Origin of the sequence: Methanosarcina acetivorans C2A (assembly GCF_000007345.1) — an archaeon.
In the GTDB taxonomy this organism is placed as follows: domain Archaea; phylum Halobacteriota; class Methanosarcinia; order Methanosarcinales; family Methanosarcinaceae; genus Methanosarcina; species Methanosarcina acetivorans.
Map to the genome: position 1 here is coordinate 2,268,310 of NC_003552.1, position 26,255 is coordinate 2,294,564.

Sequence of the window (26,255 nt, forward strand, 5' to 3'; positions counted from 1 at the left end):
TTTCTGTTTTGCACTTTTCTGTTTTACATTTTCGGATGCGGGTTCTTTTGCTTAAGCATCTTTGCGCTTTAAGGTAAACACTCCTGCAAGCATCGCCAGAAAAGCAAATAAAGTTCCTGGGCCCGGACTTTCAGGATTCCGGGTATCGGCTTCTCCTTTCAGGCCGGCGGTGTCCTTTCCGTCCTGTGGGAACTGCTGAGTTTTGTCCTGATTTGTCTGCTGGTTCTGCCCGGTTTGCACCGTACCCTGCTTTGAGATTGGGATGAAGCCTGTGTCAGGTGCCCTATCGTAAATCGTTCTTCCGAATTTGTCAGGGTCAATGTGAACCTGGCCGATTCCGGTCTTTACTTCGTCTCCTGCAAGCCATTCCCTGCTCTGGTCGGTAAGAGGGATATCGGCTTTGCTTGGCACAAGAGCCGTTTCAACATAGATGTCCATATTGCCTTCGTCTTGCAGGAACTCAAGGGGAATGCTCAGGTACATACGGTTTCCTTTCATGCTGATCAGATGTCCGGCATCCCTTACGCCGTAGGTCCCGGCCACGTCCCCGAAAATATCCGCATCCAGTTTTCCGTTGTAAAGGGAGTATACGAGCATATATTCGGGAAGGGGGGTTGTCCCCTGGTCGGTGTCGAAAAATATGGTAGTAATCGCCCCGTCGTCAAGTTCGAGTTCGGAGTATTCAATTGTCAGCAGCATGATATTGTCTGAGTATCCGGCTTCGACCAGGGTGAGGTCATCTCCGTCATAGCCAAAGCCTGTAGAGTCCCCGGCAGGATCGTTGATCTCTACGGGATTTTCGGTATATGTCAGCAGGGGGCTCAAACTTCCGGTCCCGGTATCCAGCGCTCCTTTCCCAAAGTCAGGGACCTGTTCCATTTCTCCGGAGAGGGAGCCATCGACCGTAAAGGAGTCAACAACGAGGTTAACTTTTCCATCATCATAACCTAGAAGCCCTAACGGAAGCCTCAGAAATACCTGGTTTCCGGAGGGTATGAACATTGCGTCGTTGTAGGGTACACCCAGGGAAATACCTCCTGTTTCCGTATATCCCATCCGGGTCAGGTCTGATTCTTCATTTTCTGTCTTCAGGCTCGCATCCGTCCCGAGCATGGGCCCGATCGTATAATCAATGCGGTAATCTATTCCAAAAGAGGGAGGTGCCTGTTCCGTATTCGTAAAGCCTGTTGCTATATCCTGATCCGAATCGATGAAAATCCAGCCGTTTATGTCTTCTCCATAAAAGCCGCTTCCGGACTCAACATCATTCTCATAAGTTAACAGCAGGTCAAGGACTCCATCATGTGCCATGATATCGACTCCTGTGATGTCCGCACCTTCCGAATCTCCAGTCTGATCCTGAAAACTTCCATCCAGATTCCCGGTCGGGCCCGAAATGCTGAGTTCTCCTGTTTTTGTGTTCAGGACTCCATAATCAGGCGCCCGGTCAAAAAAGAGAGCCTTTACAAGTTCGGAATGGCTGGCAACAAAAAGATCCATGTCCCCATCGTCGTTGCCAAGCATACCGAGGGGGAGTGTGATAAGCAATTTGTTTCCGGAAATAGACAGTGTGTTTTCGCTTACAGGATCGTCATTTAATGCAGCAGAGACAATAGGGTCGGAATAGATTATGTTCATAACACTGAAAGTGTAAACGTAGTCTGCCCCGATCCCTTTATTGTAACCTGTCCCGGAATTCCTGTCGGTATCAATAAAGACTGCTCCTGCACAGTCTTCTCCCTCGAGGTTTTCTGCAAAGCTGATTTCGGCATAAAGATACCCGTCGCTGACCTCACAGGCAAGCTCTGTAATGTCAGGATAGGCAAAGTCTCCCATCGGGTCTGTTACACCTGCGGCCTGAACCGAAGCTGAGCCCTGAATTAAAAGCAGAAGTGAAAATGCAAAAATTACATAATTTTTTGTCCGATAAACTCTCATTTTTCAGCCCTCTTTACCCCTTACTTAATATTTCCAGATTTACTGCTGTTATTGATGTTCGTAAAATTTAGCCCTGATTAAAATTTATATTTCCGTACAATTTTTTATTCCGTACGTTTCGTTTTGTATACTTCAGTTCGTATAATTTTTCAGTTTATGTTTCTTCAAGAAACTTTAAAAAAGTACCTCTATTAAAAGTACCTCTATTATTACAAGCAGAAAGTTTCTTTAACCCTGTAAAAACAGAGAAATCCGCCAGGAAACTTTTTCCGAAATCCATTCTTACTGCGGGGAAACCGGGAGGTATCATATGTGAGATCTCATATACATCATCCAAACGCACTACCTTAATTTTTATTAGAAACTGCTTTATACCTTTCAGACCTGGAAGAACCTGCAAATTTCCCTCGAAATTTCTCTCGATATTTCCCCGAAATTACCCTGAAGAAAACACCGTTAAAGCTCACCCTGTAAAAACTGCAGGTAGGAGAGGACCGGGATACGCGAACACAGCAGCTTTCTGGGCACTGAAAAAGTGGGTAAACTTCTTTTCAAGCTCTCAGCCCCTTCCATAATCGGGATGCTTGTTTATGCTTTTTACAACGTAGTCGATACTATCTTCGTTGGCAGGGCTCTCGGGGAAGAAAGCGTTTCCGGCATTGGAGGGCTTGTGATAGCTTTTCCGATCCACATGCTGGCAATGGGAATAGCGATCGGGCTCGGGGTAGGAGGGTCTTCGATCGTTTCAAGGGCTCTTGGGTCTAAAGAACTTCATAGGGCTGAAAAAGCCCTTGGGACCGTGTTTTTCCTGGGAGTTTTTCTCGGGCTTGCTTACTCCCTTATAGGGCTTTCCTTCATAGAGCCGCTGCTGAAACTTTTCGGAGCAACTCCCGGGATTATGCCCTATGCACGGAGTTACCTTGAAATAATAATGGCAGGTTCGGTTGTTTTTACTCTCGGGATCGCAGCCGAAGACCTTGTAAGAGCCGAGGGCAACGCCCGTTATGCAATGTTCGGAATGCTTTTAGGGGCCGGGTTGAATATTGTGCTTGATCCGGTTTTCATTTTCGGACTTGACATGGGAGTCAGGGGAGCTGCTGTTGCAACGGTTCTTGCCCAGCTTGCATCCACTGTCTTCTTATTGCGTTACTTCCTTGCCGGAAAAGGCTCGGTTGCCTTCAAGCCTGGATTTCTGGTCCCGGACTCCGCCATCTCAAAAGAAGTGGTGGCAATAGGCATCGGTCCCTTTATTGTTGAAGCTTCAAACAGTGTCATGATGATTTTTGTAAACAACGCCCTTGCAACCTACGGAGGAGACGTCTCAATTGCAGCCTTCGGGATCATCCACCGCCTGCTCCTGCTAATCTTCCTGCCGATGCTCGGGATTTCCTTCGGCCTCCAGCCCATAGTGGGCTATAACTATGGTGCAAAGCAGTTTTCAAGAGTGATCGAATCGGTTAAGGTCGCCCTGAAAGTCAGCACTCTCTTCTCCCTCCCAGGGTTTCTGGTCATGTTTCTCTTTCCGGCTCCAATCATCCATATCTTCAGCCCTGATCCTGAACTCACAGCCGCAGGAACCCTGGCCATGCGGATTGTGGTGCTTATCCTGCCCTTCATAGGTTTCCAGCTTGTAGGCACAACCGTGTTTCAGGCCCTTGGAAAACCAAAACCCGCTTTTTTCCTGTCTCTTGCAAGGCAGCTCCTGTTCCTGCTGCCTCTGGTGCTGGTCCTGCCGAGATTTTACGGACTGGACGGAGTGTGGGCTGCTTTTCCCATTTCGGATTTTCTGGCTTGCGTGCTGGCTGCGGGATTGCTGGAGAGGGAGTATCAAAAGTTTAAGACTAAGGAAAAGAAAGAGAAAAGCTTCAAATTAAGCCTGGAAATTGAGGCCTGATCTGATAAGAGGTTCTGACAAATAAATTAATAAATAAATACATAAATGAAGAAAAGGTTATCTGGCACTCATATCAGGCTGCATTATCCCGAATATATTTTTTTCTGTGTCGAGACAATATGCAAGCCAGCCTACACCGGTTATGGGTCTCTTTTCTCCAGTCACTTTGCCTCCGTGCTTCTGTATCTGATTCAGGTATTTATCGATGTCCGGGACGTCTATTGTGCAGATATAGGTGCTTATCGGAGTGTCTGCCCCCGGTTCTCCTACCTGCCTTCTCATCATACCACCATTGATTCCTGGCTCTTCTTGTTTACCGGTTGTTATGCTCCAGTATTCCATTGGACCTTCCCACTTCTCTATCTTCCAGCCGAACACATCCTCGTAGAACTTTTTTGCCCTTTCAATATCTTCTGCACGTATCTCGAAATGAATAACTCTTGGCATTATAAGTACCCCCTGTTATAACTAGATGGGCTGGATGGTATTTATATATTGATTTAGGCTTTGCTTTTTCAGACAGTTACTTTTTCAACTTGGGGGAGTAGAAAGAAGAATGATAAATATTCAGACAGTTATGCCAAAGTGTGAACTAAGTATAGTCTTGAAACATTATGACCAAAATGTGCACTCAGTATATGCACTCAGTATATTGAAACAGCCTGTTAAAAACAATATTTTTCAGACTATTCCGAAAGGGTATGTCTACTTCCGGGGACAAAAACGACTTAAAATGATAACCTTTTTGAGATATTCAAATAAGTTTTTTAGTCTGCAGGATGACCGTTATAGTAATTCCATTGCACTTTCACTATCATCTGCATGCTCTTTTTGCTTATACCGGGTTCCTTATTCGGTTTCCGTGAAACTGATCCTGAATGTAGTTCCTCCGTTCTTCTCCATTTCGATTGTACCCTCCAGCTGTTCTACAAGGATATTTACCAGCTGCAGGCCCAGAGAATCTGTATTCTTGAAGTCGACGTTTTCAGGAAAACCCAACCCGTTGTCCGAGACAACCAGTGAATAAAGGTAACTGTTCTTAATTGAACTCCCTCTATAATTATTACTTATGATCTCATCTATGTTTTTATTTTCATTGATCTCCTTCCGGCAGAGTTTTATCCGGATTTCCCCTCTTCTTCCTGCAGGGAAGGCGTATTTCAGGGCATTGGAGACAAGTTCGTTGATAATGATTCCCAGAGGAATTGCCGTGTCCATTCCCAGGAATGTATCCTCTGCCTCCAGTTTCAGTTTTACGTCCTCTTTCCTGACCGTATACGAGCTGAGAAGGTCCGAAGTCAGCTTCCGTAGATAGGCTGAAAAATCAAGGGTTTCGATGTCCCCTGCCCTGTACAGCTCTTCGTGGATAATGGCCATAGACGCCACGCGGTTCTGGCTTTCCCTGAATGCCTCAATAACTTCCCTGTCTTTGAACTTATCAGCCTGCAGTTCGAGGAGGCTGGATATTACCTGGAGGTTATTCTTGATCCTGTGGTGGATCTCTTTCTTGCGGATTTCCTCGGTCCTTGCCAGGGCTTCTTCTGCTTCCTTTCTTTCGGTGATGTCATAGATTGAGCCCTGCACAAGCACGGGTTTCCCTGAAGAATCGGAGATGTTCTGTATGATCTCATTGACCCATCGAACTTTTCCGTCCTTGTGCCTTATCCGGTACTCCCGGTTAATGATCGTCCCAGGGATGTTTTTCAGTTTCTCGGCGTCTTCAAAAATGCGGAGCCTGTCCTCTTCCTTCACAATCATGTCCCAGCGTACTTTTCCGGAAAGGAATTCTTCTTCGCTGTATCCGGTTATTTCTTTCAGGAGACCCTCTGCAAAAACCGGATCAAAGTCAACGTCTCCCTGAAAGGCAACTCCTTTGAAGTTTTGTATAAATGAGCGGTATTTCTCTTCGCTTTCCCTTACTTTTTCAAGGGAATTTTTAATCTGCGTAATGTCTTTGTTTGCCCCGAGCATCCTGTATATGCGCCCGTTTTCATCCTTCAGGAATACTCCTCTGTTTTCCACATAAATATAGGTACCGTCCTTCCTTTTGAGCCTGTATTCCTCGCGGTATTTTTCTCCCTTTTCCAGGCATCTGTTATATGAATCGACTGCTCTTTTGCGATCCTCCGGGTGCAGGAGTTCTTTCCAGTCCTCCAGGCTGCTTAATTTTTTGAATTCTTCATCCCCGTAATCCATAAGTTCTTTGATATCTCCTCCCCAGCCTATTTTATCTCCAGGAATGTCATAATCATATACCAGCTGCCCGGTCTGCTCGGCAACGATGCGGAATTTTTCTTCGCTTCTCCGCAGTTCTTCAGTTGCAAGTTTCCTCTCAGTGATGTTTTTTATCACCCCGATCATCCGGTATACTCTGCCCTCTTTGTCTCTCAAATAAGTCCCGCAGTCTTCCACATAAATATAGTCCCCGGACTTTCGTTTGAACCTGTATTCCTGGGAGTAACTCCCTCCGATCTTGAAAACATTTCTAAAATACGTGAATGCTTTTTCATAGTCCTCAGGGTGGATATGCTTTTTCAAGAGCTCACCGGCCGTAAGCTTGTGCATTTCCTCACTGGTATAACCGCTGATATCCTCAATAGCTCCTGCCCATTTAATGCGGTCTGAAGCTACATCGTAATCGTATACGAGCTGTCCTGTCTTTTCTGTTGCTATGCGGAACCTTTCTTCGCTTTCCTGAAGTTTTTCTGCGGCAAGCTTTATGGGAGTGATATCTTTTATTACCCCGATAGCTTTGCGGATCTTCCCCTTTTCGTTTCGCAGGTAGACTCCGCTGTCTTCTACGTGGAAGTAGTTCCCGTCTTTCCTCCTGAACCTGTATTCCACCCGGAAGTGGCTGTCTTTTTCCTGGAACTTTTTGAATTCTGCAAAGGTCCTTTTCCGGTCTTCGGGGTGGACATGCTCTGTCCACGTCTTCCCAACGAATTCCCGGAATTCCTCTGTGCTGTAGCCGGTAATTTCGCTTATGGCACCTGCCCAGGTAAGCACGTCATTTATGTGGTCGTGTTCAAAGACGATCTGGCCTGTCTGTTCGGCAGCTACCCTGAAGCGCTCCTCACTTTCTGATAGTTTCTTCTGGGCAAGCTTCTTCTCTTCAATATCTTTGATAACCCCAAGTGCTTTGGATATGTTTCCACTTTCGTCTTCAAGGTAGACTCCTTCATCTTCCACGGTGACATAGCTTCCGTCTGCCCTTTTGAGCCTGTACTCTTCAAAAAAATCCCCTCCGTTTTCCATGCACCGGTAATGTGCCGCCATTACCTTTTCCCGGTCTTCGGGATGGATCAGCCCAAGCCAGCCGTCGGTGTTGATTTCCTGGATTTCCTCAAAGCCGTATCCGGTAATTTCGGGGATTGCTCCCGCCCATTCAGTTGTTCCCTTTATGTAATCATCATGATACAGGACCTGTCCGGTATGTTCTGCAATAAGGCGGTACCTTTCTTCGCTTCTTTCCAGTTTTTCCAGGGCAAGTTTCTGTTCCGTTATGTCCTTTATTACTCCGGCAGCCCTGTAGACTTTCCCATCCTTATCTTTTATGTAAAAGCCGTTGTCCTCTGCGTAGAAGTAGCTGCCGTCTTTTCTTCTAAGCCTGTACTCTTTATGGAAATCTTCCCCTGTATCCAGGGATTTTTTATAGGTCTCAACCGCCCTCTGGCGGTCCTCCGTATGGAGGTGTTCGGCCCAGACCTCAGGGACGAATTTCTGGAACTCCTCATAACTGTATCCCGTCAGTTCTTCGATTGCCCCTTCCCAGGTACTCCGGTTTGTCCTTAAATCATAATCATAAATAAGCTGTCCTGTCCTTTCTGCAACTGCCCGGAACCTTTCTTCACTTTTCTCCAGGACTTCCAGGGCTATTTTCTTTTCACTTATATCTTTTATTACGCCAATAATCCAGTTCATCTGACCTTTTTCATTTTTAAGGTACACACTGCTGTCTTCCACACGGTAATAGCTCCCATCCTTTCTCCTGAACCGGTACTCTGCAAGATATTTCTCCCCTGTTCTCATGCACTTTTCATGGATTTCCCAGGCTCTTTCCACATCTTCCGGATGGATATGGTCCCTCCAGCCTTCCAGGTCTACCTGCCCGAACTCTTCAGGGCTGTATCCGGTAAGCTCTTTGATTGCTCCCGCCCATTCAATTTCCCCTGTGCTGATGTCATAATCATATACAAGCTGCCCCGTTTGCTCGGCAACGATGCGGTATCTTTCCTCGTTTTTCCGGAATATTTCTTCCGCTTCCACCTGCCTGCTTATGTCAAACCCGTAGATGTTTACGCAGCCCTCTTCGGGGAGAGGGGAGAACCTCACGGAGTAAATCTTTTTTCCTGCAGTAAGCTCAAGGCATCCCGGATTTTTTAGAGTAAGCACTTTCAGGAAGCTGTGCCTCAGGGCTTGAGGGAGTTTTTCCTTTTCCCGGACTCCCCAGTGTTCCAGCAAAGGAAAAGCCGCCCTGTTGGCATAGACTATTGTACCATCTTTTTCCACTCTCAGGAAAGGATTCGGGTCATCGGAAAGAAATTTTCCAATTAATTGTTCATTTACATCCCTTTCGAGCTTTCTGCTGTCTTCGAAGCTTTTAGAGTCCCCCATTTTTCCTCACTTTTCTGCTCTTGTTTCCTTTCTTTATGGAAATAAGCCCCTTTGTCCTTTGCTCAAATCACCGGCTAAAATTAGTTTATAGAGGACTACTCTATTTCCACTGTTAATAAATTATGTATTTGATATGCCGGAAGCTTTTCACTTAAAAATGCATACATTTAAATGCATACATTTGCCCGTTACGCATCCATTGTTTAAAAAAGCATATGATGCGTATTGAATATTTATAGAATTATGGGACATTTCCGTTCAAACCAGAAGAGTGATTCATTAATCCTTAATTCATTTTATCGTGATTCGACTTAAAATTTGAATGCTCTTTTTTGAATTTTAAGTTCTTCTAAAAAGACGCGAGCTAATTATGCGTGATTAAGCCTCAGTTTGTCCAATAATACCGTCCAATTATACGGGCGATTGAAGCGGCTTTTGAACAGACGTACCCTGAAGGATAGTCATGCATGAATCCGGCAGAAAAACATTCCAGGCAGCATCTCCGGCAGCATCTCCGGTTCTGACCGTATCTGCAACTTCTACAAGTGTGGTCTCGATTAGAGTTTTCAGCTTTTCAGCAATCAGGATGCCTGTCTACGCCTGTTATAGCATAAGATGCAAAAATTCTACGCACCGTACTGGAATCTTAAAAAACGAATTTCTGGAAAATATATACTTTAAAATATTTTTTTCTAGTAATGGATCGGGTACATAGACAAAATTCTAAAAAAACTGTTTTTGTGAGGAGTTAAACAGACAAATTATTATTGCTAAGTGAGGGGTGAAATAACTCTCTATATATGATACTATATCATTTAGACGAACATTCATATACAAGTGTTTACAAAAGTAAAATGGGGAATATAAGTAAAAAAAATTCTCCAGGGGATGGAGAAAACAAAAAACCCCTACTTTCCCCATCCTCTTAATATATTTTCATAAATTTGCATAATTCTTCTATGGATTATCATCTTTCTGAGCTATACTTACAAAATATTTTTTTAAGCTGCCTTCCAGAGAATATCTGAAAAGGAGACCTTCATGAAAGCCCAGGGTTGAGTTTCCAGGAAAAAGTTTGGGCATTTTATTGATTCTTCAGGAGAAGTTTGGGATTTTTTGCTGATATGCTCTTTACAGGTTTCCAGTTCTCAGGCAAAACTCTGTCCCAGGCACTCGGAAAGACGAGACCGGTTTTCATTCTATCGCTTTCAAGGCGGCTCTTGAGCTTTCCTGTTAGTGCCGGTGCTGGTTCTGCGAAATTTAGGGGCCTTGCGTTTACGAGCTGCATTTCATCTGACTTTCCGCAGATATCTTCAAAAAAATAACATTCCTATTGCTGTCGTTTTTTGAGAATTCTTTGAAAATTTGCAGTTATTTATCTCAACTGAAGCTTCGGGAAATGGGTGCTGGAAGTTTTCAATGAGGCAAAATGTAGAAATTGTGGGATATTTCAAAAACGCGTGTTTGAAGAACCGGGGTAATCTTCAGAAAAAACGATAGCATGAAAACTTGTGGAAATTGAAAGGATGTCTGCGGAAAGTGGTTTTCATGCACCATAGACCCGTTTTTTTCGATTACCAGTATTCCCGTTTTCGTTTCATGATCATATACAGGAAAAGCGGAGCGCCCATGAAGGCGGTTATTGCTCCTACGGGAAGGATAATCGGAGCCAGAACTCTTCTTGCCACAAGGTCTGCGCTGATCAGCAGTAATGCGCCGAAAAGGCCGGATACCGGGAGAACAAACCTGTTATCGCCTCCTATGGCAATGCGCGTGAGATGCGGGGCAACCAGGCCTATAAAACCTATCGTCCCCGTAAAGCACACAATACATGCGACCAGCAGGGTTGTGACCGCCATCAGCAGGATTCGGGTACCTTTGACATTTACACCCAGGCTTGCTGCGGTTTCATCTCCTGCAGCCATAATATTGAGGTCAAGGGACTTTATCATGAGCAGGAAGACGCAGCATGCAAGGGTGATGGTAATTATGCTAACCTTGGGCCAGGAAGACCTGCCAAGGTCTCCGACTGCCCAGAAAATTGCTTCTTTTACGGCTTCCGCCTCGCCGAAGTATTGAAGGATAGTTGTCATTGCACTGAAAAGATACATCATCGCAATGCCGGCCAGAATCATGGTTTCAGGCGTTGCATCCTTTCGGTTTGATAAACCCAGGATTATAAAAGAACACAGCAGAGCAAATAAGAATGCATTGCCTATTACAAGATAATCTCCCCCGATGATCCCCGAACCTGTAAGGATTGCAAGGGATGCCCCGAAGCCGGCTCCCGAGGATATGCCAAGTGTATATGGACTTGCAAGCGGGTTTTTGAGGATTGCCTGCGTTACGCAGCCCGCAACCCCAAGCCCGAAACCTGCTACAATCCCCATGAATATGCGGGGAAGCCTGAGGTTCCATATGCATACGTCGGCAAGCGAACTGGACGCAAAGTAAGCCGGAAGGAACCTGTGCAGTACTGCAGAATAGGTTTCCCCGAGAGAAAGGTTTGCAGACCCTAAAGAGGCCGATATGCCTGCTACGAGGATTATTGAGGCTAAAAGGAAGAAAGTGAAGAATATTTTTCTTCCGATGAATTTTTTATATTGAATTTTAACTTCTTTTGTAGTCAAAGTATGCTGTTTTGTTTCCAAGGATACACATCCGGCTCAATAGAAAATTTATTGTATTTTTTTTGGTAAGTACCGTAAACAGCCTGGCAGCAGAAGAATCCATTTAAAGCCAGCACCGGAGAAAAAAAATCATTGAGACTGTCAGCCCAGGTCATTCCGAGAGCATCGTTATGACTGCGCTTGTCTAACCAAAAGCAGTCATAAACGCACCTCCTTAATGGGGAGTGAAATGCGCTTTGTTCAGTATCGGTTTCATAATCTGAAACAACCGGTCAAATATCCCGAACTCGATTACTATGCTTGCTAACAGCATACCGATAACCGTGAAAGGGAAGACAGATATCCAGAATTCGACTGCCCGGACCATTGAAGCGACTGGCGTGGATCCCAAATTCATCGAATAGTTTCCTGCACAATTATCATGGATGAAGCCATCTTCACATCCGAAATTGTGTGGATTATGCTTTCTCTCCTTCCACAAGCATCATTTTATCGAACACTCTGACCGACACATTCACAAGCCCTGCAGCTTCAAACATGCTGATCACATCTCCAGGGTCTGCCCCATTGTAAAAGGGCAGTTCTTTTCCGATCTCTTCCCCGAAGTGATGGTTTCCTGGATGGGAATGTCTGGATGGGATGTCAGTCAGGACTTTTCCTCCGGGTTTTGTCACTCTCGCCCATTCTTTAAATGCCGAGTCCGGATTAGCCAGGGTCCAGACCAGGTGCCTGCTTACAACCGCATCGAACTGTTCGGATTCAAAGGAGAGGTTTTCTGCATCCTCCACCACAAAATTTACGAAATTTCCGGTCCTTTCCATCTTTTTTTTCGCCTTTTCCAGTTTACTGGCTGCCCAGTCCGCTCCTGTTACCTCGTATCCCAGTTCAGCCAGTAGCAGCGCTAAAAATCCGGTCCCGGTTCCCATATCCAGAATCTTCAGTTGCTGGTCGCTTCCCAGGAGCTGGGTAATCACTTCGGTCCAGAGTTCCCTTTCTTCTTCGGAATGCACTCCATGGGCCGCAATGGCATCATAATCATGTTCTGCAGTGTCCCACCATGCTCTAATTTGCGGTTTTACTTCCATGTGTTCTCACCTACGTCTATTCACCTACATTCATAATTGTGAAAGTTGCAGTCATTACCTTTTTGTCATACAGGCCCTTCACACCTTTTTCAGGGTCCCTGTGCCCTACTTTGAACATCCATTTCCCATCTTTTTCCAGTTCGAATTCGACCATGCCTTTCTGATCGGTTGTCCTTTCAAGAGGTTTTTCCTGGTTGCCGCTGTGTATTCCATACACGGTTGCTTCAGGCAGTCCATGTCCGTCATACAGTATTTTCAACAGGATGTGTTCTCCTACCTTATACCGCCTGTAGCCCAGCGGAATTATCTCCAGTTCGTGCCCGACTATCAGATCAGATATTGTCTGATAAATCCATTCTACCTGACAATTCCTTACCTGACATACCGGAAGGATGGTCTTTGTATACTGCTGGTAATATTTCGGACCTTCCAGGCCGGGATGAGGTAAATTGAGGATCCCACCGTCGTATTCTACTCCAATGGTGTGGTATCCTGCAAAGGTTGGGATGAACTGCATCAACAAGTGGTCCTCTGCGGTACTGACCTCGACTGTACGGTTTTCTCCCAGGGCGCTGAAAATTGCAGGACTCACTTTTTTGACCTGAACGGCTTTGTCACTTTTCATATTATGCCCGAAACAAAGGACACAAGCTACAGGATCTCCGGGAGAAACATTCTGCATACTGTGTTCAATCCAGATCTCATGTCCGCGTACGATATCGGGGAGGTCTTCAGGAAAAAAGGGAGAAAAGGCTTCTTTCTGTGAAGCTTTCTGCATCATAGTTCCTCACTCCGGAAGAGGATAAGCCCAGGTTCCGGCGACCTCGAGGTTATGGAATTTTTTGAGGTACTCTTTGTGGATTTCTGCCGGGTCGATGTCTTCAAAAAGTTCGGGATGCATGCATTTGGTAAAGAAAATATGCCCTATTACCCACCTGGGTCCGCCGATAATATCCCTGTCAACCAGGTAGACGTGATTATTTTTCACAGCATTGACCTTTTCAAAGCCCGGCCTGCCGGACAGGACTTTTCCCAGCAGATTTTCCATGTCCTCTTTCGTTTTTCCGGGTCCGCTATCAAAGCCCTTCATCAAATCCGCAAACATGAAATCCGGGTTTTTCTCGATCACCCATTCGGGATCCACTTCCACAGAGGTCCCGGCTAATCCGGTTGCGATATTGAGTCCTCCGGTCCCTTCGGCCACCTGGCCTGCACTGGGGTCGTCCGGGGTTATAACCCACCATTTTTCCTCACCTCCCGACATGTATTCGTAATAGAAAGCCGGCATATCCTCAGCCTTCAGGTCTTTTGTGCGTTCTTCTACGAGGACCTCATAGCCCTGCATCCAGCTGAGAAGTTCGTTTACCTCTGCTTCTTTTCCCAGGACAAAACCCATAGTTGTCAGGTCGGAATCTATGCTTTTCTGGGAAGCAAGACCCATTACGACCACGGACGTATCCGGAAGATTTTTGGCTATCTCATCGGCATTTTCTGCCTGCCAGAGAGGGAGGAGGACTATATCGGGTTTGAGAGTCAGCACCATTTCGTAATCAACCGACTGGCCGTGCATCGCAACCTCGGGAAGCTCCGTAAGGCCAAACTCAGACATCCGCTCATGGAAAGCCCGGTCAACTCCTACAATCATATCTCCTGTTCCGAGAGCAAGCAGGGTTTCTGTAGTACGGTAGTCTGTTGGAATGATATTTTCTACCGGCAGAGCCACATTTACCTGCCTGCCAACTCCGTCAACAAGCGTAAGCTCTTTCGCTTTTCCAAGCTTGATAAGCTCGATTTTTGTTACGTCAAGCATATCGATGCTGTTATCCCCCGTGGCATCTGCAAACTGCGTCCGGTTGCCGGAGCCCAGAATGATGCTTTCGGTGTACTCCACGTCCTTCATATCTATGGCTCCGTCTTCGTTTGCGTTTCCGAGAACGCTGAGCAGGATATCCGATTCAGCAGCAGAATCAGATGCTGTTGCCGGTAATGCCAGCAATGTAAGCAGCAGCAAACTAAAGAGTGATCCGGCCAGGGCCTTTGTTTTCATGCTGTTCACCTCTGTCCGCTCCTGATAAGATAGATAGCCGTGGTCAGTCCTGTAAGAGTAAGCACTGCCTCAAAACCGGGTGTAGCTTTCGGTGTGTCTTCCGTTTCAGCGTCCCTCAGGTCCGCATCGACACTGCTGGCTCCGGAAACTCCCCAGTCCGTATCAATACTCTTAGCTTCGGTATCTCCAAGCAGACCATCAGAAATGAAAAGCTCGCTTTCTCCGTCACCTATCACCTCAAATCCAACGCTGGCAAGCTGTCCCGAACCGCTTACTCCGGTGACCCCTTCCAGGTTAAAGATCACCCTGACCGTTCCGCTGTCAATCGAACGCCACTGCACGGGTATTTCGGTCTTGCCGATACTCCCGTTCTCAATGCCGACAACTTTCAGGACAGCCGGGTTGAATTCGAGGTCAAACTGTCCGGCATCAAGGTTTTCAGCATTTTCGACGTTTACGGTTGCATAAACCGTACTCTCCTTCACCAGCTCAGGCGTGCTTAAACCGACAGTTGCCTGCTGCGCCTGGCCCGGAACGGTTGCAAATACCAGAACCAGCAAGACAAAGCAGGTCCCGGACAGGAAATCTCTCTTCAACTTCTTCCATGAATTTTTTTTCATCCGATCACCCTTTGAACCCTTTAAACTCAGCTGTCTAAAGACAGGTCGTGAAATATCAGTCAGAATTTCATGAATGGATACCAATGGCTGGATACCAGATGCCACTATTTTGTGTGCCGGAACGGCCAATTCCCAGACGTGCTGCTATACCTCTAAAGATCGCTGCACCCGGTATAAGCGATGATTTCTATTTTATTCCGGTATGCATGGATACAGACAGAGAACAGACAGAGAAAAGTGCTCCTTTTCCGCGTTTCTCACTAATGGCAAAGGTTTTTGATTTCTCTATTGTTACGAATTCAAAAAAAAGTATTAATAATGTAGGATATTAAACTTCCGATTTAAACTAATATTTACACTAAATTAATATTAAGTAATATCAATTCATTATTTACTTCCAATGATTATTACTCAATTTTGTTGAATCGGAGGCTTCATGCAGAAATGAGATTCAATGCTTTTTACGTTAAGAAAAATTTAGAAAACCATATGAATGCTAATAAAAAAGTTAAAAAGCAGAGAAAGCTTCGAAAAACCGGGATCTAATAGGCTTTTTTGAAAATTGAGGATTAAATGCCTGCAAAGAAGTTCACTGATAAAGTTTCTTTAATTCGATGCTCAAGATGATCCGAATGGAAAATAATAGAACATTGAATTATGCAACATAATAGAAAACTGAATTATGCAACCGACTAAAATATTGGGCACTTCATTTCTCCCTAACAGATTAATAAACAATACTGTACAGGTTTATTCTATTAGATCTGGTTTGGGGCTTTAAAAATTTTCAAGTAAATTCCAAAAAAAGTTTAATCCTCTCTTTCAGCTAGGAATCGGGCAACGTATTCAATGAAATCTTCCATATCTTCAATGCCGTTTTGCAGTTTTTCATAAAGCTTATCCACTTCTACTTTTGCATACATGTGCACGAGTATATTCCGAAATCCGACGGCGGGCTCAATTTTTCTGGCAAAAGTTTCAGGAAGAATTCCATTTTCTCCCAGGGTACGGAATATTTCCTTATAACTTTGTGGACGCTTAATTTTTTCCATTGAAATAATGATCTCACCAATATCCAGCATACATTCAAGCGAGATTTGTAAATATCTTTCTACAGCTCCCCTGAGCACATAATTTTGTTCGATTTCTTCGAAGCTGTATTGCTGAAGGTCCTTCAAGACGGCAATATATCCTTCAAGCAGCTCAAGCTTGTCTATTACTTCCTGTCTCATCCAAACCTGCCTTTAGCCATTCTTTCAATAGCTCTTTTCATGTGCCTTTTGATATAATATTGCTCATCATAGTACCTGGACATTATCCCCGTTTCAAAATGTACTCTTATCCTCTCTTCAGATTTCAAAATGACTCCGTCACGTATGATATTGAATGCCAGGAGCAGAGGAGAGTCGTTGAGCACGACAAGATCCACATTTTTTGTTTTAAGAACGTCACCAAGGTCGACTATCAGCTTCAGCTGAAGGTCAAAAGCTTCCTTTTTTGTCAGGGTGCTGTCAAAAAGGATGGCAATATCTATATCACTCAGGCAGTTAGCTTCCCCCCGGACCGTCGAACCGAAAAGATAAGCAAGTGTAACACTATCTACATGTAAGAAAAATTCGCGCAGCTTTCTTTCCAGCTGTTCCATACCAGATTGTGTGTCGTCGGCCTGCATATGATCAAACAATGGAGTCAATCGTTTAGATCCAATCGCATAAAGTAATTGAATGTGATCTATTGCTCATGACTTATGCTTACTTTCCGTTTATAACTTGTGCAGCCTTTAGTTTTCCCTGGTTTGTTACGATTTTTAGGTGTTTCTTTCTTTGCTTTCTCCTTTTTACTGTTTTTCTTTACTTTTTCCTTTTTTGCTATTTCCTTCCTAAACGTTCTGTTCTTGTTCGTCTTTATCTCTCTAAATTGGCGAAGAAGAGGTCTAAAAAACGATTAAACCCTGAAAAAATATTTAATTGAAAAAGAGAATCGAAAAGTATTGCGACGTTTTCAAATTGAGGTAAACTGCGAAAAGAAATATGAGTAATTTGCTGCAAACATCATCGTTGTGTCGGGGGCAGAGTTCTTTCCAGCCATATCATTGATAAGATGAAATTATGCAAGATTCTGGTCCGTTATCATAAAACTCACTTTTAAACATGCAGATTTGACTTACATTATTTTGTAACATTAATTGACTTTTGGTCGTCTGTCCACATGATTGATTTTTTTACTGAAAATTCGATTTGATGGTTTAGCTATTCCTCTTTAATTATTCCGGTTATCTGCTCCGATAAGCAAATAGCAGGCTCTTCAACATATCAGAACTTCAGCAGTTCTGCCCGGCTCTATTTAACTGCGGGGTTAACTATGTGGTTTCCGAAAATAGGGCTTATTTAGCCCTTTTCAATTCCAGACTCTCCCTTTTTCCGTCCATCCTCAACACAACTTTCACGGTGTCGTTTTCACCAAACACATTCCCGGAGCCGCCCTTTCTGCCTGCTTCATAAGAATATATTAATTGTCTTGGATTTTCTTCCTGGGAAAGATTGCCTCTGTAAGTTAGAACAAGCTTGCTTTCGTCCTTCCCGTCGTAATGGGTTTTGTGGCCGGTGGTTATTAAAATATGTGTTTCGTTTAGTATTTTGCTTTCCAGTTCTCGCTTTAGCCTTCAAACGTGTTATTGTATACGATTACTTCTTTCTCCGTAATCAGAGAACTTGCGGAGCTGCAGGCAGGCAACATCAACATTAGTATCAGGATAGATAACAAGAGGCTGGAGAGTTTCTTGCTTGCTTTTATTTCAATGCCTCCTATCGAGCCAGAAGAGTATCACGGGATTTAAATTTATTATTTAACATGTGAATTCCGGATTTTTCCGGATCTTCTAAAGAATAACTCCAAACTCCACCAGTTTAACTTTTAATGGGTTAAATCATAAATTTAATTGGAAGTCTTGAATTTTCAATTTATTTGTTATGGCTACTATTTTGTATTTTCTTTTAAAGATATTCATTTCTGATGATTTTGTTTTTAACTTCACTTTAACTTATGGACGAAGTAATCGTTAAATTCAAATATATTCATTTTTAACTACTAAATCAATAGTTATTTTTAAATATATTTGCTTTCAACTATACCCATAATGGACATTACCCCTGGTAAAAGGTCTTGCAGCAGGAGGAAAATTATTGATGCCTGAATCCTTATTTGTAGTGGGGGGAGAAGTCGAACCTCCTTATTTCATAGGAAGAGAAAATGAAATTGAAAAAATGAAGATGGACATAGAGACCCTGGCACAGAACAATGTTATCATAGGGCCGCGCAGAATAGGGAAGACTTCCCTGCTCAGGAACCTTAAAACACGTGTTGAAGACGAGGTCCTTTTCGTTACCATAAATTGCAGAGAAATGACAGGTTTGAGTGATTTCTTCAGGGTTGTTACGCGAGCTTTGCTTGCAGCGTACGAGGAAAAACACCAGCTTAAAGGGCTTGTGCAGAAATATTCTCAGGTATTTCGAGGAAAAATCACGGCTGCGTATAAATCACTTTCTGAGATCGGGGGCAGCATCGAACACATAGGGAACGTTTATCTCAGATTCCGGGAAAAAGACGTTAACGAACAGGAACTGGTGGCTGAAACTTTTGATTTCATCAGGGGATTTTCAGGAGAAAAGAAAGAACCGATAATTCTTGCTTTTGATGAGTTTCAGGAATTAAGGAGGTTTAACGGATATATTTTCAATATATTAAAGAGCCAGATGGACAGCCAGCCTTCTGTCAGATATATCTTCTCGGGGTCTTCGGTGTCTCTGCTGCATGAAGTATTTTTAAAGCCGGATTCTCCGCTGTACCTCATGGCTGCACGAATTCAACTTGAGCCTATTGAAGAGGGACATGTTGCCAAATATATCCAAGACCGTCTCCTGACCCAAAACATACGGATTACTGACAGCGCGCTGGAAAGAATATATGCATGTACCGGAGGCTTTCCTTTCTATTTCCAGAAAATAGGATTTATCCTCTATCAGAACTCAGTTCTGAAAAACAAAAACACTATTGATGAGGTTGATGTTGAAAACGCATTCAATTCCATGCTAAATGAATTCGATAGTGAATTTGAATCCAGGTATGAATGGAAATTCAGCGATCAGCAAAAAACCATCCTGAAATTCCTGTCAAGAGAAAAATACCGCAGATTAAGCGAAATCGCATCCGATATGCAAACACCTGCCTCGTCTCTGACAACCTCGATGAAGGATCTGTACAGTACGATGACAATTAAAAAACCGGAAGAGGGAATGTACGGTATCCTGGACAATGTATTCAGAATCTGGATCAAGCGGAATATCCTTTATCCTTAATAGATTGAAGGATTGACGGTACTCAATAAGGCACTTAAGAAAAAAGAAGAAAGTTCCTTCCTCGACAGCCGTTGGCTGTGATGGAGGGGTAGCTCATTTATGGGAAAGCGCAAGTTTAACTCCGATTACGGTAAAAATGCCTGCTTTTCCCCAGTTAATGTACTTTCCAATGCCCGGTCTCTGTACGATCTTATCTCCGATTATCCCGGCAAAGATCGAAATTGAGGAAAAGATCAGCCAGGCCTGTATCAGGAAAACTATGCCCAGGAATATCATCTGTATCGGGACGCTTCCTGATTCCAGGTTTACAAACTGGGGGAGGAATGCGAGGAAGAAGAGAGCAACTTTGGGATTCAGGACATTCATAAAAATCCCGCGCCTGTAAAGGGCAAGTGCATTTGTTTCCCGGACAGGGGCAGAAGATACCAGTTCTCCGCTTTCCTTTAAAGCCTGCCAGGCAAGGTAAAGTAGATAGGCTGCTCCGGCATATTTTACGATTTCGAAGGCAAGGGCAGATTTGTATAGCAGGGCGGAAATCCCTAAAGCAGCTGCGCTGGTGTGGACGAGTATGCCCGTACACAGACCCGTTGCGGTTGCAATCCCTGCCATTTTGCCCTGTGAAATGCTCTGGGTGAGCACGAAAAGAATATCGGGTCCAGGAAGAAACGTAAGGGCTGCGGAGGCTGCAATGAAATAGATTAACTGGGATTGTTCTATCAAATTTCTCACTTTTCCTTTTAACCGTTTTTAGTTCTAGCCATTTTTCTTTCTAGCCTTTTGTCCTTCTAACTATGTATTCGGAAGACGGGTTTGGGTTTAAATGTGAATTAACATATTTTTAAAGGCATCGTATGTGGATTTCTTTCTCCAGCAGTTCATAAAACTTTTCCTTTGCTTCTCTTTCAATCCAGGGTCTGTGCCCGCATTTTTCCAGCAAGATAAATCTGAAATCCTTCAAAACCCCGGATAAGGGTTCTTTAACTCCATCGAACGGGTGGGGATCATAGTCTCCGTGAATTGCAACTACCGGGCATCTGACTTTTGTTCCCAGTTTCAGAAGCTTACCGCTGCTCCTTAACTCGTGTGCTTCTCTCCATACGCCTTTGAATACATCATAGCTACATTTGATCAATTCTACTTCATGGGGCAGAGGGTCATAGGTATCAACTTTCGAGAGCAGCTTTCCCAGGATGCAAAAAGTTTCATTCCTGTTTTTAGCCGTAGAATTGTTGAGAACCGCGTCCAGAGAACGGAAGTCTTCCCAGTCTTCCCTTCCTAACCTGCTTATCCGGGTGCTCGTTATGTTTACGGCATATCTCTGTTCATATGGTCCACTTCCGACCAGAATCAATTTTTTCACGAATCGAGGGTGAAGAGCTGTAAAGATATAACTGAGAGTTGCACCCCAGGAAAACCCTATAAGGGTTACCGGCAGAGCCCCATGCTCTTTCAAAATATTTCTTAGTTCCTTTACCTGGCCCTCAATGGTTGCTTTAGTCTGGAGTGGTTCAAGGATTCCGGTAAAGGAGGAAAGTTCTCTAGCGACAGAGGCCATTTCTCCAGGAACACCGGGCCCGCCGTGGATAACGGCTGTAGTAAACGGTGAATTTCCGTATTTCCTCAGATACGTCATACGCCTCTCAGATTAGATCTGTTTAGCTTAAAAACAATTGGTTTTGGAATTCTATTGGTTCTTACCTGTGCTTCGTAACTGTTATATACAACTCAACTCTTTCGAGAAACATCTTGATTAATTATATATGTAACCATCCTGCGATTGACAGCCAATTTATTACGACCTTTTAACAATTAAAAGTTAAAAAGGACCCTGCTATCATTCTCATCAAAAAACAAATAAATCCAATGAAAAATTAAAAAGAAATTTGAAAGGAACTCTGCCATTGCTTACCCTTTTAACTGTGTACGAATGGAGAATTTTATCTTTTGTGGTCAGCTATACTTAATAAAAAGGTTTATTTTTTAGTTTATTTCTTATTTTATTTTCAAATTTCATCTTTCAGCAGTTCATAAAACCTCTCTTTTGCCTGCTTTTCCACCCAGGGTTTATGCCCGCATTTTTCCAGCAAAATGAACCTGAAATCCTTTAAAACTCCGGAAAGGGGTTCTTTTACTCCTTTAAAAGGGTGAGGGTCGTAGTCGCCATGAATTGCAACTACAGGACATTTTATTTTATTTCCCATTTGCAGGAGTTTACCACTGATCCTCAATTCGCTGGCTTTTTCCCATACACCTTTGAAGATATCATAGCTGCATTCGAGTAGTTCTTCTTCATGGGGGATCGGGTCATAAGCATCCACTTTAGACATCAACTTTCCAAAGCTGCATAGCGCTTTATCCCTGTTTTTAGCTGAAGGGTCGTTCAGAGCTTCATTAAGTGCAAGGAAGTTTTCCCAATTTTCTTTTCCGAGCCGACTTATCCTTGTACTCTTTATGTTTACAGCATATTTTTCTTCGTAAGGCCCGCTTCCGATTAGAATCAGTTTTTTTACAAATTGAGGGTAGCGGGCTGTGAAGATAAAACTGAGCATAGCCCCCCAGGAAAAACCTATCAGGGTTATCGGCAGAGCTCCATTTTCTTCCATACCTTCTCTTAGTTCCCTTATCTGACCTTCAAGAGTTGTTTTTGTCTGGAAGGGTTCCAGAACTCCTCGAATAGAGGAGAGTTTCCTCGCAACAGGAGCCACTTCTCCGGGGGCGCCGGGTCCTCCGTGAATGACGGCTATAGTGAAGGGTGGGTTTCCGTATTTTCTCAGATTTTCCATGCCTGTACCAGGTTTAAGCTTCTATTGTTTAAAAATGGATTGATTTTCAAAATTATTGATACTGATCTTTACTTTCGAAACTGTTATATACAACTCGTTTCCTTCGATAATCATTGTGGTTAGTTACACATGTAACTATATGCCCGATTGACAATCAGATACACTAAAATCAGATGTACTAAAATCCGATGCAATAATATCAGATGTAATAAACACTTCAAGATTAACAACCATTTAAAAAACAATAACTATTTAATAATTACTACACTGATAAATACGAAATAAAGGATCCTATTATGGCTTTTCAACAAAAAAGAAATGATAAAATAGATTCTAAAATTAATAAGGTAAATAGTTCAGGAGATAATAATTTGAAGCGAAATCTGAAAGGAACCTTACCGCTTCTGGCCCTTCTTACGGCCTTTCCTCCTCTTTCCACGGACATGATCTTGCCGGCCCTCCCTTCCCTTGCCGAAACCTGGGGTGTTTCCCTGTCGGTGATTAACCTGACCCTTATCTGCTTCTTTGTGACCTACGGGTTTTTCCTGCTTTTCTACGGCCCTATTTCCGACAGATTTGGCCGCCGCAGGCCCCTTCTTTTCGGGCTTGCGGTATACGTAGCGGCAAGCTTGCTCTGTGTCTTTGCGTCCAGTGCTTCCATGCTAATAGGCCTACGGATACTGCAGGCTGCAGGAGCTGCTGCCAGTTCCTCTATCTCTATGGCCATGACCAAAGATATTTTCTCCGGACAGGAAAGGGAGAAGATTCTGGCTTACATCGCGGTTATAATGGCGCTTGCTCCCATGCTCGCTCCGGTCATTGGTGGCTGGGTCCTTGCAGATTTCTCCTGGCCCTGGATCTTCTTCATTCAGGCAGTTTTAGGCTTAATCGGGTTGATCGGAGTTCTCCGCTTTCCGGAAACACTTCCAAAGGTCTCTGATACCCCACTTACCCGGGTAATGCACACCTACAGCCGGCTGCTGTTCAATCCTTCTTACATAGTTATGGTCCTTGTCATGTCGGCAAGCCTTTTTCCCCTGTACAGTTACATCGCGGGCTCTTCCGATATCTACATTAACGGGTTTGGCATGACCGAGCAGAAATACAGCTACTTCTTTGCCTTCAACGCCATGGCTCTGATGGTCGGTTCCTTCTCCTGCCTCCGGTTGACAAGAAGCATCAGATCAAAGCATCTGATGACAGTTGGGTTTGCAGGAATTTTCCTGGGCGGGATTTTCCTTCTTTTCACCGGACAGCATGGTCCCTGGAGCTTTGCTCTCCCGATGTTCCTGATCACATTTTCCCTTGGCCTGAGCCGTCCCCCGAGCAATAACCTTGTACTTGAACAGGTAGACCGGGATGCTGGCTCGGCTTCTTCTCTGCTGATCTTCTGCTACTTTACACTCGGGGCTGTTGGCATGTGGTTTATCTCCCTGGAGTGGGCGGATAAGATTCCCGTGCTCGGGGCTATCGCTCTCGGTTGCGGAGCTGTGGTGCTTGCTACATGGATTGTTTTGCAGAGGAGAGGGATCAGGGGAACTGCCTGAACACAGGGCAAACGAAGAACTTTGTTTCTGTGTTTATACACATATCCATGGCTACAAATACGATCTCAATCCGGGACGAGGCATACAACTTGCTGAAAAATGCAAAACTGGAGGGAGAAAGTTTCAGCGATGTTATCGATCGTCTTCTGAAGAACGAAAAGGGGATCTGTCGGTTTATTTCGGGACTATGAGAGGCGAGGAAGTTCTGGAAAAGCTGGAGAGGATTCCAGGAAAACAAGGGAACTTTCAATTTTTTGATCTAAGAGCCTGCAAAATAAGCCTAAATTATTTATTATTTTAGTATGTAGAGTGTAATGATATAGGTAACTAAGAGATATTATTCCCGCTATTCTTAAAATCGGACTTATAATTCGGAATAATAACAAGGTCTTCAGTTTACCGGCATTTCCCGGAGTTGAGGGTTTCATGAAAAAGCAAAAAGCCATACTGATCTTATTATTACTCCTTCCCCTCCTTTTTGTACTGTATTTATTCGGACCTTTCATACTAATGCCTTTTATCGACAGTTCCTGGTACTATTCCGAAGATGTAGATATCGGGTCTCTTGATTATAGTTCCGTGCTAACAAAAGCGGAGAATGCCGGCTATGAAGTGGAAGGTTCCTGGCCTTGGCCCGGAAACTTTTCAGGTTTTGAACCGGGGGATGTGCCTGAGGTCCGGGAAAGTTTCGGAAGTGCGGCGCTCGTGCAGAATATAAGGCTTAACTATAACAAGAACTCCGAGCTTATGGTCTTCGTCTGTGAAAACGGACCTAGAACTAGGGGTCAAGCCTGTGTGGCCGTTTCGAACCTCAGCCACGTCGATCCCGGAGCTCCCTTGCAGCTATCAGAGTTTCCAGAAGATTTCTGGATGCTTGAAAAACTCGGACTCCTTTTCGGCCCGGATGAAAATGATTCGGAAAAGTATCTTGAGGTTCTGAAAAAGGCCGCACAAAACCAGACCTGGGATGCTGAAATACAGGTGAATGAATCTCCCAATTTCCCGGCTGTATATGCCTATCTTTTGGAAAACAGTGATAATTCCAGCTACGGGTCCGGTTTGGGTTTTAATGCATACCCAACTGAAGTCTTTTTAAAGGACGGGAAACGGCTGGGTTCCGTAAAATACTCCATCCCGGAGGCCAAGGTAACGACTTATGATAACGGGAACAGGTACATAGTTGAACTTGATTCCTCAGGAAAGGTCAAGCTTGAAATCATAATGCATGTAGGAAGCAGCTGGGAATCGATACCTGAAGAGAAGTACCGGGCAGTTTTCCGGGAGATGTTTGAAGAAATGGGGCTTTCTCCTGAAGCGGTGGACCGCTTTGAGTTTTTCCACAGCTCTTCACGAATATGGTGAAACAGGCTACCGCTTAAGCAATTTCTTTTCTTCCCGAATTGCGCCTCAGCAGAGTTGAGCCACCCGAATTTCGCTTTGGGATCGCAGGAAATCGGAGATTTTCTGGGAGTTGCACTGCAAGTGCAACAGCACGAGGTCTGTTTCGCTCCGCTCAAGCAGACTATTATGGGAAAAAGTGAGCTTTGCTCAAGTAGATTAATTTGCAAGTAAAAATCAGGAGCTTTGCTCAAGCAGATTAATTTGCAAGTAAAAATCAGGAGCTTTGCTCAAGCAGACCAAATAATCAGACTAAAATAATAGATCTATCTGATCCATGCAACCTTATTCGCTGTATTGTGTCGTTATTTCCCGCTCGACGCAGGAGAGCGGCCTTCCCACGAAAGGGAAGAAAAAGAGGGGAAATTGACGTTAACAAAAAACAGATATGAAAGTGAAAGAAGTGAAAAAAGCAATATTAAGGAGCTTATCATGTAACTCAAAAATTATTGCTTTTACTCCCTCACTTCCATATCTTTTTGTCTCTTCACGAACCCTGCACCCATCTCAAAGGCTTTCTCACAGTCTTTTGGGAATACTTCTTTTCGCCTGTTTGCCTTTTCTTCGGGATCAAACCTGTCAGCAACGTACTTTGAATAATCATCGAACTGGTAGGTATCGGTGCTGTAAAGTGATTCGGAATCTCCGAAGATTCTCTTAGCAAGATTCTCATTCAATTCGATAGTTTTCCTGAGCCCAAACATATCAAAATATTCTTCCTTTGCTCCCATCGTGTAGATGAAACCAACAGGGGTGTTTTTTGGGTAGAGGGAAGGCAAGCTATTGGAATATGTGAGGTATGGAAATACATAGCGTTCCATGAACGATCTCATCTCGCCTGTCAAATTCCCAAGATAGATTGGAGATCCCAGGATTACAGCATCAGCATCTTCCAACCTCTCAAGTACAGGTGTCAGCTCATCTTTCATTGCGCATTTTCCATAGCTTTTCCCGCTCTTCAATTTGCAGGCAAAACAACTTGTGCAGCCTTTAAAATCGAGGTCGTAGAGGTGGATTATTTCTGTTTCCGCGCCCTCCGAAGCTGCGCCTTCAAGAGCTTTTTCCAGCAGGGTGGCTGTGTTCCATTTCTTTCTGGGGCTTCCGTTTATGGCTATTACTTTCATGGTTTTACCTTCATTTTCATTCTATTCAGATTTTCAGGAATAGGGACCGATCAGTTAACGGAGAATAGAGTTTCCAGTCAGTCTAATAATGTCCTGTTTTTATATAAATAAGCATAAAACCCATGAGTCTTTAGCTGAGTGGTAGTTCATATAACTCTTTGACAGGATGATCCAGAATTGAGAGGAACCTTAATTAGATACAAAAAAATATTATATGTGT

The 26,255-nt window shown here is 44.0% G+C and carries 22 protein-coding genes; 6 read left to right on the forward strand and 16 right to left on the reverse strand.

What is annotated here, in order from left to right; genetic code table 11:
• Positions 1-51: 51 nt before the first annotated feature.
• Complete coding sequence (locus MA_RS09590; RefSeq protein WP_011021842.1) at positions 52-1,938, reverse strand: hypothetical protein; 1,887 nt, start codon at positions 1,936-1,938, stop codon at positions 52-54.
• 535 nt (positions 1,939-2,473) lie between these two features.
• Between MA_RS09590 and MA_RS09600 the strand changes: the two genes are divergently transcribed.
• Positions 2,474-3,832 carry an MATE family efflux transporter gene (locus tag MA_RS09600; protein ID WP_011021843.1) on the forward strand — a complete coding sequence of 453 codons (1,359 nt, stop codon included), beginning with the start codon at positions 2,474-2,476 and terminating at the stop codon, positions 3,830-3,832.
• A 57-nt stretch (positions 3,833-3,889) separates the two neighbouring features.
• On the opposite strand, the gene MA_RS09605 is transcribed toward MA_RS09600, so the two are convergent.
• The 11 genes from MA_RS09605 to MA_RS09670 form a co-directional block, all read right to left on the reverse strand.
• Positions 3,890-4,279 carry a VOC family protein gene (locus tag MA_RS09605; RefSeq protein ID WP_011021844.1) on the reverse strand — a complete coding sequence of 130 codons (390 nt, stop codon included), beginning with the start codon at positions 4,277-4,279 and terminating at the stop codon, positions 3,890-3,892.
• 402 nt (positions 4,280-4,681) lie between these two features.
• The gene (locus tag MA_RS24495) at positions 4,682-8,446 is read right to left on the reverse strand and encodes a PAS domain-containing protein (RefSeq protein WP_011021845.1); all 3,765 of its coding nucleotides are present in this window, start codon (positions 8,444-8,446) and stop codon (positions 4,682-4,684) included.
• A 1,084-nt stretch (positions 8,447-9,530) separates the two neighbouring features.
• A complete protein-coding gene (locus tag MA_RS09625; protein WP_011021847.1) occupies positions 9,531-9,734 on the reverse strand; it encodes a hypothetical protein in 204 nt (67 codons plus the stop codon).
• A 286-nt stretch (positions 9,735-10,020) separates the two neighbouring features.
• Complete coding sequence (locus MA_RS09630) at positions 10,021-11,097, reverse strand: FecCD family ABC transporter permease (RefSeq protein ID WP_157860150.1); 1,077 nt, start codon at positions 11,095-11,097, stop codon at positions 10,021-10,023.
• A 193-nt stretch (positions 11,098-11,290) separates the two neighbouring features.
• Complete coding sequence (locus MA_RS09635; protein ID WP_048065241.1) at positions 11,291-11,473, reverse strand: hypothetical protein; 183 nt, start codon at positions 11,471-11,473, stop codon at positions 11,291-11,293.
• A 61-nt stretch (positions 11,474-11,534) separates the two neighbouring features.
• On the reverse strand, positions 11,535-12,161 hold the full coding sequence (locus tag MA_RS09640; RefSeq protein ID WP_011021849.1) for a class I SAM-dependent methyltransferase: 627 nt from the start codon (positions 12,159-12,161) through the stop codon (positions 11,535-11,537).
• 16 nt (positions 12,162-12,177) lie between these two features.
• A complete protein-coding gene (locus MA_RS09645) occupies positions 12,178-12,942 on the reverse strand; it encodes a DUF4198 domain-containing protein (protein WP_011021850.1) in 765 nt (254 codons plus the stop codon).
• Between the two features lie 6 nt (positions 12,943-12,948).
• Entirely contained in the window at positions 12,949-14,208 is a 1,260-nt protein-coding gene (locus MA_RS09650) for an ABC transporter substrate-binding protein (protein ID WP_157860152.1), read from the reverse strand.
• A 5-nt stretch (positions 14,209-14,213) separates the two neighbouring features.
• Positions 14,214-14,828: a cohesin domain-containing protein gene (locus MA_RS09655; RefSeq protein ID WP_048065242.1), complete on the reverse strand. Its 615-nt coding sequence runs from the start codon at positions 14,826-14,828 to the stop codon at positions 14,214-14,216.
• An 809-nt stretch (positions 14,829-15,637) separates the two neighbouring features.
• Positions 15,638-16,060, reverse strand: a complete 423-nt coding sequence (locus MA_RS09665) for a type VII toxin-antitoxin system HepT family RNase toxin (RefSeq protein ID WP_011021853.1) — start codon at positions 16,058-16,060, stop codon at positions 15,638-15,640.
• Positions 16,057-16,500 (reverse strand): type VII toxin-antitoxin system MntA family adenylyltransferase antitoxin, encoded by a 444-nt coding sequence (locus MA_RS09670; RefSeq protein WP_052279139.1) that lies wholly within the window; start codon positions 16,498-16,500, stop codon positions 16,057-16,059. Before MA_RS09670 ends, MA_RS09665 begins: the two co-directional genes overlap by 4 nt.
• Positions 16,501-17,502: 1,002 nt before the next feature.
• Here MA_RS09670 and MA_RS28550 point away from each other — a divergent pair.
• Together MA_RS28550 and MA_RS09675 are read left to right on the forward strand one after the other, a co-directional pair.
• Positions 17,503-17,664, forward strand: a complete 162-nt coding sequence (locus MA_RS28550) for a hypothetical protein (protein WP_157860153.1) — start codon at positions 17,503-17,505, stop codon at positions 17,662-17,664.
• A gap of 349 nt (positions 17,665-18,013) precedes the next feature.
• Positions 18,014-19,183 carry an AAA family ATPase gene (locus MA_RS09675; protein WP_048065244.1) on the forward strand — a complete coding sequence of 390 codons (1,170 nt, stop codon included), beginning with the start codon at positions 18,014-18,016 and terminating at the stop codon, positions 19,181-19,183.
• Between the two features lie 93 nt (positions 19,184-19,276).
• On the opposite strand, the gene MA_RS09680 is transcribed toward MA_RS09675, so the two are convergent.
• The 3 genes from MA_RS09680 to MA_RS09690 all read right to left on the reverse strand — a co-directional run bounded on the left by MA_RS09680 (position 19,277) and on the right by MA_RS09690 (position 21,966).
• A complete protein-coding gene (locus MA_RS09680) occupies positions 19,277-19,912 on the reverse strand; it encodes a LysE family translocator (RefSeq protein ID WP_011021856.1) in 636 nt (211 codons plus the stop codon).
• Between the two features lie 109 nt (positions 19,913-20,021).
• Positions 20,022-20,816: an alpha/beta fold hydrolase gene (locus MA_RS09685; RefSeq protein ID WP_011021857.1), complete on the reverse strand. Its 795-nt coding sequence runs from the start codon at positions 20,814-20,816 to the stop codon at positions 20,022-20,024.
• A 370-nt stretch (positions 20,817-21,186) separates the two neighbouring features.
• Positions 21,187-21,966, reverse strand: coding sequence for an alpha/beta fold hydrolase (locus MA_RS09690; protein ID WP_011021858.1), 780 nt, complete (start codon positions 21,964-21,966; stop codon positions 21,187-21,189).
• Between the two features lie 371 nt (positions 21,967-22,337).
• Between MA_RS09690 and MA_RS09695 the strand changes: the two genes are divergently transcribed.
• From MA_RS09695 to MA_RS09700, 3 genes are all read left to right on the forward strand, one after another.
• A complete protein-coding gene (locus tag MA_RS09695; protein ID WP_226990816.1) occupies positions 22,338-23,513 on the forward strand; it encodes a multidrug effflux MFS transporter in 1,176 nt (391 codons plus the stop codon).
• A gap of 47 nt (positions 23,514-23,560) precedes the next feature.
• Positions 23,561-23,704, forward strand: a complete 144-nt coding sequence (locus MA_RS26805; protein WP_157860154.1) for an antitoxin VapB family protein — start codon at positions 23,561-23,563, stop codon at positions 23,702-23,704.
• Between the two features lie 235 nt (positions 23,705-23,939).
• A complete protein-coding gene (locus tag MA_RS09700; protein ID WP_011021860.1) occupies positions 23,940-24,875 on the forward strand; it encodes a hypothetical protein in 936 nt (311 codons plus the stop codon).
• Positions 24,876-25,366: 491 nt separating this feature from the next.
• On the opposite strand, the gene MA_RS09705 is transcribed toward MA_RS09700, so the two are convergent.
• Positions 25,367-26,035, reverse strand: a complete 669-nt coding sequence (locus tag MA_RS09705; protein WP_011021861.1) for a flavodoxin family protein — start codon at positions 26,033-26,035, stop codon at positions 25,367-25,369.
• Positions 26,036-26,255 lie beyond the last annotated feature (220 nt).

Coding starts and splice junctions, on each gene's coding strand:
- MA_RS09590 (WP_011021842.1), bottom strand. CDS start 1,938: ATGAGAGTTTATCGGACAAAAAATTATGTAATTTTTGCATTTTCACTT.
- MA_RS09605 (WP_011021844.1), bottom strand. CDS start 4,279: ATGCCAAGAGTTATTCATTTCGAGATACGTGCAGAAGATATTGAAAGG.
- MA_RS24495 (WP_011021845.1), bottom strand. CDS start 8,446: ATGGGGGACTCTAAAAGCTTCGAAGACAGCAGAAAGCTCGAAAGGGAT.
- MA_RS09625 (WP_011021847.1), bottom strand. CDS start 9,734: ATGCAGCTCGTAAACGCAAGGCCCCTAAATTTCGCAGAACCAGCACCG.
- MA_RS09635 (WP_048065241.1), bottom strand. CDS start 11,473: ATGAATTTGGGATCCACGCCAGTCGCTTCAATGGTCCGGGCAGTCGAA.
- MA_RS09640 (WP_011021849.1), bottom strand. CDS start 12,161: ATGGAAGTAAAACCGCAAATTAGAGCATGGTGGGACACTGCAGAACAT.
- MA_RS09645 (WP_011021850.1), bottom strand. CDS start 12,942: ATGATGCAGAAAGCTTCACAGAAAGAAGCCTTTTCTCCCTTTTTTCCT.
- MA_RS09650 (WP_157860152.1), bottom strand. CDS start 14,208: ATGAAAACAAAGGCCCTGGCCGGATCACTCTTTAGTTTGCTGCTGCTT.
- MA_RS09655 (WP_048065242.1), bottom strand. CDS start 14,828: ATGAAAAAAAATTCATGGAAGAAGTTGAAGAGAGATTTCCTGTCCGGG.
- MA_RS09665 (WP_011021853.1), bottom strand. CDS start 16,060: ATGAGACAGGAAGTAATAGACAAGCTTGAGCTGCTTGAAGGATATATT.
- MA_RS09670 (WP_052279139.1), bottom strand. CDS start 16,500: ATGCAGGCCGACGACACACAATCTGGTATGGAACAGCTGGAAAGAAAG.
- MA_RS09675 (WP_048065244.1), top strand. CDS start 18,014: ATGCCTGAATCCTTATTTGTAGTGGGGGGAGAAGTCGAACCTCCTTAT.
- MA_RS09685 (WP_011021857.1), bottom strand. CDS start 20,816: ATGACGTATCTGAGGAAATACGGAAATTCACCGTTTACTACAGCCGTT.
- MA_RS09690 (WP_011021858.1), bottom strand. CDS start 21,966: ATGGAAAATCTGAGAAAATACGGAAACCCACCCTTCACTATAGCCGTC.
- MA_RS26805 (WP_157860154.1), top strand. CDS start 23,561: ATGGCTACAAATACGATCTCAATCCGGGACGAGGCATACAACTTGCTG.
- MA_RS09700 (WP_011021860.1), top strand. CDS start 23,940: ATGAAAAAGCAAAAAGCCATACTGATCTTATTATTACTCCTTCCCCTC.
- MA_RS09705 (WP_011021861.1), bottom strand. CDS start 26,035: ATGAAAGTAATAGCCATAAACGGAAGCCCCAGAAAGAAATGGAACACA.